The 14,797-nt window shown below is 31.1% G+C and carries 15 protein-coding genes; 14 read left to right on the forward strand and 1 reads right to left on the reverse strand.

Translation table 11 applies throughout. The annotated features are described in order from the left end of the window. Positions 1 to 286 precede the first annotated feature (286 nt). Positions 287 to 571 carry a putative quinol monooxygenase gene (locus tag ACI48Q_RS09150; RefSeq protein WP_474918775.1) on the reverse strand — a complete coding sequence of 95 codons (285 nt, stop codon included), beginning with the start codon at positions 569 to 571 and terminating at the stop codon, positions 287 to 289. Between the two features lie 401 nt (positions 572 to 972). Here ACI48Q_RS09150 and ACI48Q_RS09155 point away from each other — a divergent pair, with 401 nt between their 5' ends. From ACI48Q_RS09155 to ACI48Q_RS09220, 14 genes are all read left to right on the forward strand, one after another. Beyond that, positions 973 to 2,409, forward strand: coding sequence for a zinc ribbon domain-containing protein (locus tag ACI48Q_RS09155; protein WP_474918776.1), 1,437 nt, complete (start codon positions 973 to 975; stop codon positions 2,407 to 2,409). Between the two features lie 223 nt (positions 2,410 to 2,632). After that, the gene (locus tag ACI48Q_RS09160) at positions 2,633 to 3,397 is read left to right on the forward strand and encodes a divergent polysaccharide deacetylase family protein (protein ID WP_474918777.1); all 765 of its coding nucleotides are present in this window, start codon (positions 2,633 to 2,635) and stop codon (positions 3,395 to 3,397) included. 28 nt (positions 3,398 to 3,425) lie between these two features. Then, entirely contained in the window at positions 3,426 to 4,463 is a 1,038-nt protein-coding gene (locus ACI48Q_RS09165) for a hypothetical protein (RefSeq protein ID WP_474918778.1), read from the forward strand. A gap of 623 nt (positions 4,464 to 5,086) precedes the next feature. Then, positions 5,087 to 6,295 carry an MFS transporter gene (locus tag ACI48Q_RS09170; protein ID WP_474918779.1) on the forward strand — a complete coding sequence of 403 codons (1,209 nt, stop codon included), beginning with the start codon at positions 5,087 to 5,089 and terminating at the stop codon, positions 6,293 to 6,295. Between the two features lie 250 nt (positions 6,296 to 6,545). Beyond that, on the forward strand, positions 6,546 to 7,097 hold the full coding sequence (locus tag ACI48Q_RS09175; RefSeq protein WP_474918780.1) for a CD3072 family TudS-related putative desulfidase: 552 nt from the start codon (positions 6,546 to 6,548) through the stop codon (positions 7,095 to 7,097). A 40-nt stretch (positions 7,098 to 7,137) separates the two neighbouring features. Then, the gene (locus tag ACI48Q_RS09180) at positions 7,138 to 7,968 is read left to right on the forward strand and encodes a transporter substrate-binding domain-containing protein (RefSeq protein ID WP_474918781.1); all 831 of its coding nucleotides are present in this window, start codon (positions 7,138 to 7,140) and stop codon (positions 7,966 to 7,968) included. Positions 7,969 to 7,983: 15 nt separating this feature from the next. Then, positions 7,984 to 8,649, forward strand: coding sequence for an amino acid ABC transporter permease (locus ACI48Q_RS09185; protein ID WP_474918782.1), 666 nt, complete (start codon positions 7,984 to 7,986; stop codon positions 8,647 to 8,649). Beyond that, entirely contained in the window at positions 8,637 to 9,371 is a 735-nt protein-coding gene (locus ACI48Q_RS09190) for an amino acid ABC transporter ATP-binding protein (protein WP_474918783.1), read from the forward strand. Before ACI48Q_RS09185 ends, ACI48Q_RS09190 begins: the two co-directional genes overlap by 13 nt. 281 nt (positions 9,372 to 9,652) lie before the next feature. Next, positions 9,653 to 11,611, forward strand: coding sequence for an ABC transporter ATP-binding protein/permease (locus ACI48Q_RS09195; protein WP_474918784.1), 1,959 nt, complete (start codon positions 9,653 to 9,655; stop codon positions 11,609 to 11,611). A 57-nt stretch (positions 11,612 to 11,668) separates the two neighbouring features. Beyond that, positions 11,669 to 12,283: a TetR/AcrR family transcriptional regulator gene (locus ACI48Q_RS09200; RefSeq protein ID WP_474918785.1), complete on the forward strand. Its 615-nt coding sequence runs from the start codon at positions 11,669 to 11,671 to the stop codon at positions 12,281 to 12,283. A 178-nt stretch (positions 12,284 to 12,461) separates the two neighbouring features. Continuing rightward, positions 12,462 to 13,142: a FadR/GntR family transcriptional regulator gene (locus ACI48Q_RS09205; protein WP_474918786.1), complete on the forward strand. Its 681-nt coding sequence runs from the start codon at positions 12,462 to 12,464 to the stop codon at positions 13,140 to 13,142. A gap of 169 nt (positions 13,143 to 13,311) precedes the next feature. Next, the gene (locus ACI48Q_RS09210) at positions 13,312 to 13,860 is read left to right on the forward strand and encodes a MarR family winged helix-turn-helix transcriptional regulator (protein WP_474918787.1); all 549 of its coding nucleotides are present in this window, start codon (positions 13,312 to 13,314) and stop codon (positions 13,858 to 13,860) included. A 38-nt stretch (positions 13,861 to 13,898) separates the two neighbouring features. Further along, entirely contained in the window at positions 13,899 to 14,324 is a 426-nt protein-coding gene (locus tag ACI48Q_RS09215) for a Fur family transcriptional regulator (protein ID WP_474918788.1), read from the forward strand. Between the two features lie 81 nt (positions 14,325 to 14,405). Continuing rightward, positions 14,406 to 14,771 carry a metal-dependent transcriptional regulator gene (locus ACI48Q_RS09220; protein WP_474918789.1) on the forward strand — a complete coding sequence of 122 codons (366 nt, stop codon included), beginning with the start codon at positions 14,406 to 14,408 and terminating at the stop codon, positions 14,769 to 14,771. Positions 14,772 to 14,797: the final 26 nt, after the last annotated feature.

Genomic DNA, 14,797 nt, shown 5'->3' on the forward strand with positions numbered 1-14,797 from the left:
TGATATATTTTATAAACTATTTAATGTAAGCTATAAAAGATTATTTGTAACTTTTGAAAGGGATGATGAATACTATAGTGCGCTTCTCAATGTACATAACAATAAATTATAATACACTGAAAATGTGCTGGCAAAGGAACCCATATTTTCAATGACTATCGAGATTTCATTCGATAAAGTCAATAAAACGGAAATCATACACTTACCCATACCACAATGCTGGATACCACGCCGCATCCCTTTAAAGGTTTGCGGCGTTTGTGCAACCAATTCCCGATATGTTTAATTAAAATGATTTCATCAACAACGCGGTACCTTCTTTATACTGGTACTGGTTAATTAGAGGAACAAGGCGTGTAAAATGCTCCGATGCGCAATGTGCGTCCAACGCTTTATGGTCTACCCATTCCTCAATAAAGATAAAATGAGTTTTATCATCTTCATCAACAAAAAGATTGTACTCTACGCAACCAGGTTCCTTTTTTGTGGCAGCAACCAATTCGGCGTACATTGGTGCAACAATATCAAGATATTCCTCTTTGATGAAATCCTCTGCAATTACCTTTAACATTGACATTCCTCCTTATCCAAGTAAGTTTTATTATGCTTCACCATATGACAGCAGTATATCATATTGCTGTCAATATTTCACCTGAAGATGAAGCCATGGAACCTGTTATTGATTGGCTCAAATCAGAGAATTTGAAAGGTATCACTGACTTGTTTGGCGGGAATATGCCTCCTATGCCAAACGAAGAAGGGAATCCATACGGAATACTAGCCTCAATTCCGGATAACATTATAGTACGCTAAGGTCTCTTTATGGATGATTGTAATTATTTAACTAATTTTGTATAATTATTATTAATATATATAATATAGTAATACATTTTATTTTATGGATAAATTTAATAGTATTATGGGCAATAGAGTGTAATTAAGTTTCATGAAAATAAAAGGGGAGGGTTTAACATGTTATGTCCAAAGTGTAATACTGAAAATGCTTCAGGAAGTGCGTTTTGTAATAAATGTGGGACAAAGTTAGATGAAACAAATGTTGAGGTTACCGATAATAATGAAATGGATAAAAATATTGCTGTTAAGGAAGAAAATAATATAGAATTGGAGAATAAAAATACTTTTTTTCATAAGATTATAAGTAAAGTTCCTTTTAAAAATAAAACATTTATAGTAACGATAATATCAGTGCTTATAATAGCAGTAGTTACAGGTTTATTTTATAGTTATAATAAAGAGGTCTATAAATTTAAAAGTTTATTTAATGACAGAAAATATTCGAAAGCTGAAAAATATTATTCTGATGTGATTAAAAGCTCAAGTAAATCCAAAAAAGAGAGGCTGAATAATTCTATAAAAGAGTATTTTATTGATAAATCTGAAGAAATTAAGAAAGGCTATATTAAAGATACTAAAAAGCATGATCATACTAATGAAGTAAGTATTTTAAGTAACATGGTAAAGTATAATGTAGGTGCTAATGAAATTACTTCAATCAAGAGTTATGTAACTAACCTTGGAAATTCGAGATATTCATATTATAATGCTACGGAGGCTTTGAAAGATAAGGATTATTATGCTGCAACTTTGGATTTTAGAAAAGTAATAAAGGATGATAGTAATTACAATGAAGTACAAGAAAAGTTGAAAGAAATATTACCAGAACTAAAGAAGCAGCAGACTGAGCTATCAGAAAAGTTATTTCAATCAAAAAATTATGATGAGGCCATAAATTCACTTGAAACAATAACGCAATATTTCAATAATGACAAAGAAATAAGTGATAAATTAAATTTGTACAAGAGTGAGAAAGAAAAACAGGAAAAATTAATAGCACAACAAAAAGAAAGTAGAAAAAATGAATTACTTTCTTATGTTAATAAATATAAAGATGAAGTTTCTAATGATATAACTTACGTGCCTAAACCATATGGTGATGCGTTGGATATACCAGTAAATGGGGTTATATTTTTTCCCTACTTGAGGGGAGAAATAGGTTCTGATGTATTTAAATTGTTAGCAGGCTTTAATAGAGAAGATTGGATTTTTATGAAGGAGATTGTGTGTAATGCTGATGATGAAGTATTTGAAATAAAATTTAAGTCATTTGATAGAAGTAGTAGAGTTAGATTTGGTGCTGGAGTTAATGAATGGGTTGAAATACCTTCATATGATGTATTTGATACATTAGATATTACTTCAGATTTGAATCCTAATCTATTAGAGAATCTAAATAAATTAGGAAAAGCAAAGAATGCATTAATTAAATTTGATGGTGATACAAGATCTTTTAATTATACTTTAACACAGCAACAAAAAAATACATTACTAAATATGATAGAACTTCATAATCTTTCAAAAGAACTAAAACAATCTGGAAAAACAGCCTAATTTTAAGGGAAGTCTTAATTGACTTCCCTTAAATTGAATCTAAGCAATATTATTGTGAGATTATCTTTAAATCTATTATCAACACTATATTAAAACAAATAAGAGTTAGTTGAATTTGATTATAAAAATTGGCTAATTGATTTAGCCTCTAATATCTAAACATAAACTAAGGAGGAAATCACATACTAGTACTAAATTTATGATAAAGATTAGGAGAAAACATATGAAAAAGTATAGAATTGTTCTTATTTTATTGATAGCTATTATTTGCTTTGTAAATAATAGTATGTTTGTTAAAGCTAAGGAAGATGAGAAAAAAGAAGTTAAAATAGCTATAGTAATTGATGATTTTGGATATGATGCAGAAGGTACCAAAGAGATGCTAGAATTAAATATTCCGCTAACTGCAGCAGTGATGCCCTTCGAGGTGAGATCTAAAGAGGTATCAGAATTAGCCATTAAAAAGGGAAAAGAAGTAATCATTCATATGCCCATGGAACCTAACAATGGGAATAAAACTTTATTAGATAAAAAATTCATAACTACTAATTTATCTGATGAAGAAATCGAAAGCAGAGTTAAAGCTGCTTTAGAAGAGGTTAAGGGAGCTAAGGGATTAAATAATCATATGGGATCTAAGGCAACAAGGGATGAAAGAGTTATGAGGTCTGTGCTCAAGGTAGTTAAAGAAAATAATATGTTCTTCTTAAACTCTAAGACTTCTGATAAAACTGTAGTTAAGGATATATGTATTGATATGGGTATAAAGTATTATGAAAGAGATGTATTTTTAGATCATATATCTACTCAAGAAAATGTAGAGAAATCTTTAGAAAAAGCATATGATATTGCAAAAGGAAAAGGATATGCTATTGCTATTGGACATGTAGGAGGACAAGGGGGGAAAAGTACTGTAAATGGAATAAAAAACAAAATAGAATCCCTACATAGAAGAGGAGTAAGATTTGTATTTTTAGGTGAAATATAAAGTGATATTAAGCTTTAGGGGTGGTGTTATGGGTAAAAAATACACGAGATGGTTTTCTGCATTACTGATATTTGTATTAGTAGTAGTTGCTACCACATATGGGGTTTATGCAAAGGACAATAAGGTGAAGAGGTTAAATGGTGAAAATACGGTAGAGGTAGATCTTTGGAATAAAACATTTAAAAATGCAAAAAAGCCTATAAATACACCTACCTATGATGGAAGTAATCAAGCGGTTCATCCGAAAGTATTATATTTTGATAAAGGATGGAATGGATACAAGTATTGGATGGGTATAACGCCATATCCTTATGGAAATGATTATTTTGAAAATCCTCAGATTCTAGTTAGTAATGACGGAATAAAATTTAAAATTTCAAATAAAATTAATAGACCTTTATTTGTTCCAGAGGATGTGTCAAGAGGAGGGCATTATTCTGATATACATCTTTGTTTTTCTAATAATTATTTAGAGGTGTATTTTAGATATAATCCAGGGAATAAGGATGGGAAGGGACCTAATAATTATGAAAGTAAGGTATATGTAACTAAAAGTCTAAATGGTAAAACTTGGAGCAATAAACAGTTGATTTTAGATAAAAATACTTTAGGTGAAAACTATGATTATTTATCTCCAGTAATAAATTATGAGAATGGAAGGTACAGAGTTTGGTTTTCAAATTATAATGGAAACTTATATTATACTGAAACTGTTGATTGGAAAGATTTTTCTAAAGTGGTGAAGTGTAATTTTAAAAATATTGATAAGAACTTTAAAATTTGGCATCAAGATTTAATAAAGACAGATATAGGGTATGAGATAGTGCTTAATGGATATTTTGGGAAGGAATTTAATAGACAAAATTTATATTATAGTATTTCAATGGATGGAATTAATTTTAATTCCTTAAAGAAAATTATGAGTTATTCTACAAGTTGGAATGCTTTTGATAATGGAATGCTGTATAGGGCTTCTATGATAAAGATAGAGGATAGATATCACCTATATTACTCAGCAATGGATACTAAAAAACGTTGGAGAATAGGGTTAAGCGTAAGTGAATAAATAGCAGTAGGTATTTAGAATTAATATAGTAGGATTAGTATAATATCTATTGATTTTCATAGGGGATTGAGAATGTGAAAAAGAAACTAAAGGACAACGGGTGACTCTGTAAAAGAATCACCCGCCAGAAATAGATGTTTTATAAATATCAAAAATAATGCTTAGCTAAAGGAGAATCTGTCAGTTCTTAATGTAGTACAGAGAAGTATCAATTTTGATAATTAATATATGGATTCACCATTATACTAATAGTTCTAATAAGTAACTTATGATAATTAGCTCTTACTTTATTATATGTTTAAATATATATGTTGTGATTAAAATTTATAAAGTAGGCTTTGTTTTAAATGGTTTGTTTCGCAATAATATGTAGTTCTAAAATCAACAACCATTTAAAACAAAGCCATAAAGTAAAAAGATAACCCTAAAAATAGAGTTATCTTTTCTCATGTAAAGACTAGTGTATGGACATAGTATTTTCATAAATCACAGGTATATTTTTTGAGAATGCCATTGATATAGAGTGCAGGTTAATGGTATAATTACATGCTTTATTAACATTATTTTATTTTTATTTGAAATTATTATAGTTACTTAAAATTTTATCTTGAAAGGAGATGCAAATGAATAAAGATAATTGGAAAAAAACCTTTTTTACTATTTATGCTGGGCAAGCCATATCACAATTTACTAGTGCTGTAGTTCAGATGTCATTGATTTGGTATCTAACGGCACAAAGCAAGTCAGCTGCCATTTTAGCAATTGCTACCCTTGCTGGTTTCTTACCGCAAGCCATATTAGGACCATTTATTGGGGTATTAGTGGATCGCTTTGATCGTAAAAAGATTATGATTATTTCGGATGGAATCATTGCTCTTGTAGCTCTTGTATTAGCAATTGGAGGACTTGGCCAATCATTACCACTATGGATGATTATTGCTGGATTATTTGTAAGATCTGTTGGAACCGCTTTTCATCAGCCATCGTTACAAGCAGTAACACCATTGATTGTGCCGGAAGAAATGTTAACGAAATGTGCAGGATACTCACAAACACTAACATCGGTTTCTTTTATACTAAGTCCTGTATTAGCAGGTACACTTTATGTAATTTTACCAATCAGTGCTATTATTGGTATTGATATACTTGGGGCCATTGCAGGAATTATTACTTTATTAATGGTTATGATTCCAAAAGTAGAAAATCAGCCAACTGAAAAAGTATCTTTGATTAAAGAATCAATAGAAGGATTCAAAGTCTTAAAGAATGTAAAAGGGATGTTAGAGATTTTATTTATAGGAGCATTGTTTTCCGTGGTATTCCTACCAATAGCTTCTCTATTTCCATTAATGAGCTTAGATTATTTTAATGGAACCAGTGCTCACGCCGCTGTCGTTGAAACACTTTTTGCAGTTGGGATGTTAGTTGGTTCATTGATATTAGGAAAATGGGGTGGATTTAAAAATAAAATTCATTCAATGTTCTTAGCTTATATGGGACTTGGATTAACTTTGGCCATAAGTGGAATTTTTAAACCAAGCCAGTTCATTGGTTTTGCCATCATGTCAGGATTAATGGGATTATCAGCTCCATTATACAACGGACCTTTTATGGCATTACTTCAGACCAAAATAGAACCTCAGTATTTAGGGAGAGTTTTCTCTTTATCTGGGAGTTTGATGAGCCTTGCATCACCAATTGGTTTAGGATTAGCTGGACTATTTGCTGATAAAGTTGGAATAAACCATTGGTTCTTCATTTCGGGAATTTTAATTTTATTCATTGGATGTTTGAATTTAATCATTCCGTCAGTAAGAAATATAGATAAATAAAAAAGATAGCGATATGCAATGGCATATCACTATCTTTTTTATCTGACACATTTAGCTATTAATATTTTTCGCATAACTTAAATTTTCGTAAAAAATTTCATACCAATAAAAATTATTAAATAAATTTTATTAAATATGAATAGCTATAGATTATGATGAATCTATAGCTATTTCGAATTTGACTACAAATATACAGGGTGATACGCTTAAAAAGGAATTACAGTATAAAAATGCATTGGAGGGAATATTGTTGAAACGTAACAAAAAAATGGTTTTAATGTCACATTGCTTATTAAATGTAAATGCTAAGGTTCATGGAATAGCCACTGTTTCTGCTGGGTCTATAAAGCTTATTACCCATATTTTAGAGGAAGGGTATGGAATCATTCAACTGCCTTGTGTAGAACAAAGTGTATGTGGTATTAGACGATGGGGACAAGTTAAGGAGCAGTTAGATCATCCACATTTTAAAGAGGCTTGTCGAATCCAATTAACTCCAATTTTGCATCAGGTAATAGATTTTTTAAATAATGGATATGAAATTGCAGGAGTTATTGGGTTAGATGGTAGTCCATCCTGTGGAGTAAACTTCACTTGCAGTGGCAACTGGGGTGGAGAGATGGGTGAAGCTTATGGAATTTCAGAGAAAATTAAAACCTTTGGGGAAGTTTCAGAAGTAGGAGTCATGATGGAAGTATTTAAAGAAATGCTAGAAGAGCAGCATATAAACTTAAAGTTTGTTGCTGTAAATGAAGCAACTCCTGATGAGTGTATAGAAAACATTGTTAATGAAATATGCTAGAAATAGTGTATATAAATTATATCTTTAGGAGGTTTTAGGGATGAAAATGAAAAGATTAATTAGCTCACTATTGGTAATGGGGCTATCAGTAAGTCTATTTGTTGGATGTAAAGCAAAGGGAGGTACTGATAATGGAGAAAAAGAGAGTAATGGGGGAGACAAATCCTTTACTCAAGTAAAAGAAAGTGGAGAGTTAAAAATAGGATTATGTCCTGAATATCCACCTTTTGAAAGTATTAATGCAAGTGGAGAAATTGAAGGCTTTGATCCAACTCTAGCAACAGCTATGGCAGAAACTTTAGGAGTGAAAGCAAAATTTATAAATACACCATGGGAAGGGTTAATTGCAGGTCTTAATAATGGAGAATTCGATGTTATAATGTCTGCCATGTCACCAGATGAGGCAACTGCTGCAACAGATGCTGTAAGTTTAAGTAAGGAATATTATGAGCTTGGAGATATTATAGCAGTAAGAGCAGATGAAAGTGAAATAAAATCTAAAGAAGATTTAAAAGGTAAGACCGTAGGAGTTCAAACAGGTAGTGCTGCAGAGCAAGCTGCAAACAAACTTGAAGGCATGGGCATTAAAGTAACTGCTATCAATCCTTACAACAGAAACTCTGATGCCTTTTCAGAATTAGAAAATGGTAGAATTGATGCAGTGGTAGTAGGAATCGCATATGCAGCTACTCAAGCAAAGGAAAATTCAAATATAAAAATAATTAATGATCCAATACAAAATAGTGGAGTTGTAGTTGTAGCTAAAAAAGATGCAATGGAATTAACTAATAAAATTAACGAAGCAATTGAAGCTACAAAGGGTAACGGCAGTTATGAAAAAGCTGTTTCTCAATGGTTATCAATTAAATAATAGGAAGTATAATAAATGACAAATTTAGATTTTTCAATTATAACTCCATATTTTCCAATGCTACTAAAGGCAGCAGGAATTACTTTAAAAGTTGGAATTGGGGCTTTTGTATTAGCAGTTATCCTAGCAATTATTGTGGGTAGCTTGCGTACTAAAAAGCTTCCTAAAATTGTAGAATTTTTATTGGCAGTTTACGTTGAATTTTTTAGAGGAACACCCCTACTAATTCAACTATTTATAATCTATTATGGATTACCATCCTTTGGAATAAAGGTAGGTGCTATGACAGCATCTATAGTAACCCTAGGAGTAAATAGTGGTGCTTATTTATCAGAGGTAGTGAGAGCGGCTATTTTGTCTATTGATAAAGGTCAATATGAAGCAGCCTCAGTTCTTGGGTATAATAGCCTACAGACCACAATGCACATTATTTTACCACAGGCTCTTAGAGTTGCAGTTCCTTCATTTATGAATGGATTCTCTTCCATGGTAAAGGAAACATCATTAATATCAGTACTGCCAATTATAGAAATGACTAAGCTAGGAAATCAAATTTATGCTAAAACCTATCATCCTTTTGAGATTTATATTACTTTAGCAGTAATTTATTTCATTATGACTTATTCAGTCACCTTTTTAGCACGATGGTTAGAAAGGAGGCTATCTGTATGGATAAATTAATTCAGGTAAAGAACATAAAAAAATCCTTTGATAAGATACAGGTTTTAGATGGATTAAATTTAGAGGTTAATAAGGGGGAAGTTGTGGCAATTATTGGCTCAAGTGGTTCTGGTAAAAGTACCTTAGTCCGCTGTATTGTTGGACTTGAAGAAATTCAACAGGGTGAGATTTTAATAAATAATAACTCTGTAAAAGGCGTTAAAAGCACTAACGGAAGCATAGGAATGGTATTTCAAAACTTTAACTTATTTCCTCACTATAGTGTGGGAGAAAATATTTCTAAGCCCTGTGAAACTGTTAAAGGTATAAGTAAGGTGGAGGCAATGAATAAGGCTAAGATACTGCTACAGAAGGTACATATGATAGATAAGATAGATGAATATCCTAATAATCTATCAGGGGGACAAAAGCAGAGAGTTGCCATTGCACGTGCATTAGCTATGGAGCCTGAAATTATGATTTTTGATGAACCAACTTCCTCTTTAGACCCAGAGCTTGCCCATGAAGTATTTGAGTCTATAAGCGAATTGGCAAAAGATGGACAAACCATGCTAATAGTAACTCATCAAATTAATGCCATTAAGCACTTTGCCACAAGGGTTATTTTTCTTCATAAGGGAAAAATAGAGGTGGATGGAACTTCAGATTATGTGTTTAATCAGTGTGAAAATTCCTGCTTAAGGAGCTTTTTACAAAGAGTAGATTTTGGAGATTTGAAATAAACCTAAGAGTAAAGTTTTAATATAGTTACAAAAAAGTAACAATGGATATAATTCATCCATTGTTACTTTTTTTAAAATTAGTCAGCATGAAAGCTTTCGTATAGGTAAAGGCTTTCTTTCTTTTGAAGGAAATGGTATTTCTATATGGAAGAGATTAACTGGCAACACTAAGTTACAATCTATACATATATTATTTATTGACATATGACAACCTGTCATGTATATTATATTTCATGACAAGTTGTCATATAAACTAATGAAAAATGAAAGGGAGTATGCATATGGAATTATTAAACTTAAAAAATATCAATAAGTATTACAAGCTAGAAGACGAACAAAATGTTCACGTGTTAAGAGATATTAATGTTTCTTTCAAAAAAGGTGAACTAGTATCAATCATTGGTGAGTCTGGTAGTGGTAAGTCTACCATGATGAATTTAATTGGTGGTTTAGATTCTCATTTTAATGGTGAATTATTAATAGAAGGTAAGGATATAGGTAAATTTACTGAAAAGGAATTAGATGAGTATAGAAAAAATAGAATAGGATTTGTTTTTCAAAGTTGTAATTTAATCTCTCATCTATCTGTACTTGATAACGTAACTATTGCAATGACTTTATCTAATGTTGATAAGGGAAAGCGTATAGAACGTGCTAAGGAGGCTTTAAAAGAAGTTGGGCTAGAACAACATATATATAAAAGACCTAACCAATTATCAGGTGGACAACGACAAAGAGTTGCTATAGCTAGAGCCCTAATTAATGATCCTGAAATCATATTAGCTGATGAACCAACTGGAGCTCTAGATTCTGAAACCACTAAACAAGTTTTAGATATTATAAAGAAAATAGCTAGAAATGGTAAGCTAGTTATAATGGTTACTCACTCTGAAAAAGTTGCTTCACATTCTAGTAGAATAATTGAGATAGCCGATGGTAAAATTATTGGTGATAGAAAAGGCATTGATATAAAGAAAGCTACTATTAAAAAAACAACTATAGATAAGAATAAATCAAACCTTAGCTTTTTCTCTGCTATTAAGTTAGCTTTTAATAACATGAAGCAAAAGCTAAACAGAAATATTTTAGTATCAGTAGGTGTAAGTATTGGTATAATGAGTGTAATCTTAATGTTATCCTTAGGAAATGGGCTTAAATCATACTTTAGTGATATGGTTAATAGTTTTATGAATCCGTTGGTTGTTGAAGTTAATATGCCTGTTAAAGCAGATCCTGATGATCCATCAGCTGCTATGAAAGCTATGATGGGACAAAAAACACCTTTTGAAAAAGAAAATATTGATGAACTATCTACTATAGCAGGTGTAACTTCTGTAGAAAGTGGATTTAGCTTCACTTCAATTGATGGCTCTAACAATTTAAAATATGAAGATAAACAAAGCGACATAATGATGCTAAATGGCATGTCATCTAATGTCACTGATGATAATATAGAAGAAGGTAGGAAGCCAGGGGAAAATGAAATTTTAGTAAATAGAAAAATTGCTGATAATCTTGGTGGAGATATTATTGGTAAAAAGGTGAATTTAAATACTATAATTAATGGACAAATAATTAAGGGAGATTTCCTAGTAAGTGGTATATATACTACTGGAAGTGATGATCCTATGGCATCTTCTAATGAAATGGCTTATATAAATTATGAAGATTTAGAAACTTTATTTGAAGAAATTGGTTCTGAATTAAAGCCAAGTACAATTTATCTTGTTGCAAATAATGAAAATGATGCAAGTGAAATCAAATCTATTATTTCAGAACGTGGCTATACTGGTTCTACTCAAGAAATTATGGGAGATCAAATGCTAACAATGCTTAACATATTAACAATTGTTTTAGCAGGAATTGCTGGTATATCTCTATTAGTTTCTTCAATTATGATACTGGTTGTATTATATATAGGTGTTGTTGAAAGAACTAAAGAAATTGGATTGCTTAGAGCAATTGGTGCAAGAAGTAAAGATATAAAGAGAATATTTGTTTCAGAAGCTTTCTTAATTGGGTTGCTTAGTGGTATAATCGGAATAGTTGCTGCTTTTTTAATATCACTAGTTGTAAATATGGGATCAACTAAAGCTTTTGATATGAAAGTAGTAAATATAACTGGGATTTATGTTCTTGTAGGAATAAGTACAAGTACTATTATAAGTATGCTAGCAGGTCTTTTACCTGCAAATAAAGCGGCTAAATTAGATCCAGTAGATTCCTTAAGAACTGAATAATTATTTTTTCAGATGCCTTATAGATAATTTTTAATATATAGATAGGAGAATAAAATTATGCCTACTAAAACATTTTTTAATTTATCACGTGAAAAACAAGACAAAATAATAACGGCTTCCAGAAATGAATTTAGTAAACATTCCTTTTATGATGCATCTATAAACAGAATTATTAAGGACGCTGAAATTTCAAGAGGTAGTTTCTACTTATATTTTGAAAATAAAGAAGATCTTTTTCTATATATTTTAGAGGGATTTAGACTAATGTCATATGAAGTACTAACTAAGAATATTGAAGAGAAAAAATATGATGTATTTGAAACTTTATTATTATTATATGATTTTGTTACAGTTGAAAGTATGCATAGTGAATATAAAGAGTTCATAATAACCACATTTTCTAATATGAACATTAAATTAGCTAATCATCTTTTAAGTTTCCTTAAATTAAGTGAGTTTAATAAAAACCTATGTGATTTAAGTGAAATTATTGATATTACCAATTTAAACATAAAGAGTTCTTCTGATTTAATGTGTATTAAGAATATATTGATGACTATATTGATGAATCAAATAGTAATATTTTTTAATAGTGAATCTGATGAAAAACAATGTAGAGAAGATTTAATTAATAAGTTCAATTTAATTAAGCATGGAGTTTTAAAGAAATAAGTAAAATTGAGCTTCATATTATTACTAAAAAAATCGTTAAGAAATACAACAACTCACTATCTTCGGATAAGTTGTATTTCTTAACATTTTTTTCTTTCCTAGGAGGGGTAATACCAGCATCATTATTGACAAATAAATAAGTAGACTATATATTAAAAATAGGAGATGTGATGATCTGATGAATAAAAAACGTAAAATGACTCCACACAAGTTAGTTGATCAAGTAATACAGCGATTACAAAAAGATATATCTTTAGGATATTATAGCCCTGGTCAGAAAATACCTACAGAACCAGAATTGATGGATGAATTTGGGGTAGGACGTTCAACTTTGAGAGAAGCAATAAAAGTCTTATCTAGTTCAGGGATGCTTGAGGTTCGACAAGGAGAAGGAACATTTGTTTGTAAAGAATATGTTATTAGTGAGCCTCTAGATCAAAGATTAAGACGTGCATCCTTATTAGAAATTTATGAAGTTAGGCGAATGCTGGAACTTCAAATTGCTGAATTAGCTGCAATGAATCGAACAGAAAAAGATCTTCTCCAAATGAGGAGTAGTTTAGATAAACGGATATTTGCGAAAAAAGCCAATGATATCGATGCCTATGTTGAAAATGATTGGGAATTCCACAATGCCATGGCTTCTGCTACACAAAATAGTATTTTAAAAGATCTTTATACAACTTTTTCTGTAACCATGAAAAATTCTTTAAAAGAAGTAATTTCAGATTTTGAGTCAGTTAAGCAACAAATTCAATATCACGAAGAGGTTTACAATGCAATAGAAAAAAAAGATGCTTTGACTGCAAGGCAATATACAAATGATTACTTGAATATGACCATGAAAGAACTGCTGTAAAAAACTCAGCGATTCAAAATGGTGTTACTTTTAATTTAATTAGGGACCTAAATTAATTGTTGACAAACGAATAAGGGGATGCTACAATCTGATTAAGTTAGGTGCCTAATTAAATCAGATTGTAGTATTAATAAATTTTGTATCATAACGTATTTAGGAGGAATTTTATATGTCAAAAACAAATTTAAATGACTTGTATCGTGCTTTGCATCGCTTAAATCGTCAAATACACCGCACATCTCATCAAGAAGGTTACAGAAAAGGCGGTCTTCATCATGGGCAAGCAAACTTGCTGCTCCTAATTTTTCAAAATGATGGCGCCAGTCAAAGAGATTTAGCAGAACAACTGGATGTGCGACCATCTTCAATGACAGAGATGTTGACAAAGCTGGAACAGAATGGTCTAATTGTGCGAAAACAAGACGATAAAGACCAGCGAGTAATGCGCATTTATTTAACCGAGAAAGGAAAAAAAGCTGCTGAGGAAATCGCTGAAAGCAAAGATGCATTCGCAGAGTCCTTATTCGGTGCTTTAACAGAGGATGAACAAGAACAAATGCTTAACCTAACTGAAAAATTGTGTGCAAGTTTGGAAGCAGTTGAGGATTCTCATGGGGAGGAAATGCATCACGGACATGGCTCAGAACATCATTGTGGACATCACCACGGGCATAGGCATAACGAACATCATCATAGTCATTCAGCTGAACATAAGTAAGCTAATGACTTAAGATGATAGCTCTGGAAGTGAATTTAATGAAAAATTTTGAGGTGTTACTTAAAGAAAAAGGATATAATCTGACCAAGCAGCGACAGGTTATCTGGAGTGTAATGGTGGAAAATTTGGGTAAACACCTAAGCATAAATGAGATATGGGAGATAGCCAAGGTAAAAGATGATAACATAGGGATTGTTACTGTTTATCGAACCCTAAAAATTATGGATGAATTGGGGATAGCTACAAGCTTTGATAAAAAAGATGAGTTCAACAAATACGAATTAAATACAGATGAAAAGAGCTATATACATCCCCATCTCATCTGTATGCATTGTGGAAAGATTATAGATGTTGCAGAAAATTTGCTTATTAAGGACTCCATAGCAAAAATCCATAACGAATACAACTTTGAAATAGAGGATATTCGCATTAAATATTATGGTATTTGTAAGGAATGTTCTTGAAAATATCTTGAATAGACTGTCTCATATTTACAACTTACTATAACGTGTGAAGATATAAAATTTTCAGAAAGGGTGGGCCTGATGAGGGTATCAGAAGAAAAATATTTAAAAACAATTTTTATTCTTGCAAAGAATCAAGATGATGTACGTTCCATCGATGTGGCATCAATACTAGGACATAGCAAAGCCAGTGTTTGCCGGGCAATGAAAATTCTGAAAGAAAATGGATATATCATCATGGAGTCATATGGAAAGATCAATTTAACACAAATAGGATTAATAAAAGCCCAAAATATTTTTGACCGTGAATCTATAATCTCAGAATTTTTGCAGCAGACACTGGCAATTGATAATGAATTATCTGCACGATATTCTGCTTACATGGCTCATATCATTGATCAGGATACTTTGAATAAAATGAAACATGAAATGGCGAAAAACATATAGGTGAAAAAAATTGTTCTTAATCATCA

The organism is Clostridium sp. LXY-7, assembly GCF_056172015.1.

Coding starts and splice junctions, on each gene's coding strand:
- ACI48Q_RS09150 (WP_474918775.1), bottom strand. CDS start 571: ATGTTAAAGGTAATTGCAGAGGATTTCATCAAAGAGGAATATCTTGAT.
- ACI48Q_RS09155 (WP_474918776.1), top strand. CDS start 973: ATGTTATGTCCAAAGTGTAATACTGAAAATGCTTCAGGAAGTGCGTTT.
- ACI48Q_RS09160 (WP_474918777.1), top strand. CDS start 2,633: ATGAAAAAGTATAGAATTGTTCTTATTTTATTGATAGCTATTATTTGC.
- ACI48Q_RS09165 (WP_474918778.1), top strand. CDS start 3,426: ATGGGTAAAAAATACACGAGATGGTTTTCTGCATTACTGATATTTGTA.
- ACI48Q_RS09170 (WP_474918779.1), top strand. CDS start 5,087: ATGAATAAAGATAATTGGAAAAAAACCTTTTTTACTATTTATGCTGGG.
- ACI48Q_RS09180 (WP_474918781.1), top strand. CDS start 7,138: ATGAAAATGAAAAGATTAATTAGCTCACTATTGGTAATGGGGCTATCA.
- ACI48Q_RS09185 (WP_474918782.1), top strand. CDS start 7,984: ATGACAAATTTAGATTTTTCAATTATAACTCCATATTTTCCAATGCTA.
- ACI48Q_RS09190 (WP_474918783.1), top strand. CDS start 8,637: ATGGATAAATTAATTCAGGTAAAGAACATAAAAAAATCCTTTGATAAG.
- ACI48Q_RS09195 (WP_474918784.1), top strand. CDS start 9,653: ATGGAATTATTAAACTTAAAAAATATCAATAAGTATTACAAGCTAGAA.
- ACI48Q_RS09200 (WP_474918785.1), top strand. CDS start 11,669: ATGCCTACTAAAACATTTTTTAATTTATCACGTGAAAAACAAGACAAA.
- ACI48Q_RS09205 (WP_474918786.1), top strand. CDS start 12,462: ATGAATAAAAAACGTAAAATGACTCCACACAAGTTAGTTGATCAAGTA.
- ACI48Q_RS09210 (WP_474918787.1), top strand. CDS start 13,312: ATGTCAAAAACAAATTTAAATGACTTGTATCGTGCTTTGCATCGCTTA.
- ACI48Q_RS09215 (WP_474918788.1), top strand. CDS start 13,899: ATGAAAAATTTTGAGGTGTTACTTAAAGAAAAAGGATATAATCTGACC.
- ACI48Q_RS09220 (WP_474918789.1), top strand. CDS start 14,406: ATGAGGGTATCAGAAGAAAAATATTTAAAAACAATTTTTATTCTTGCA.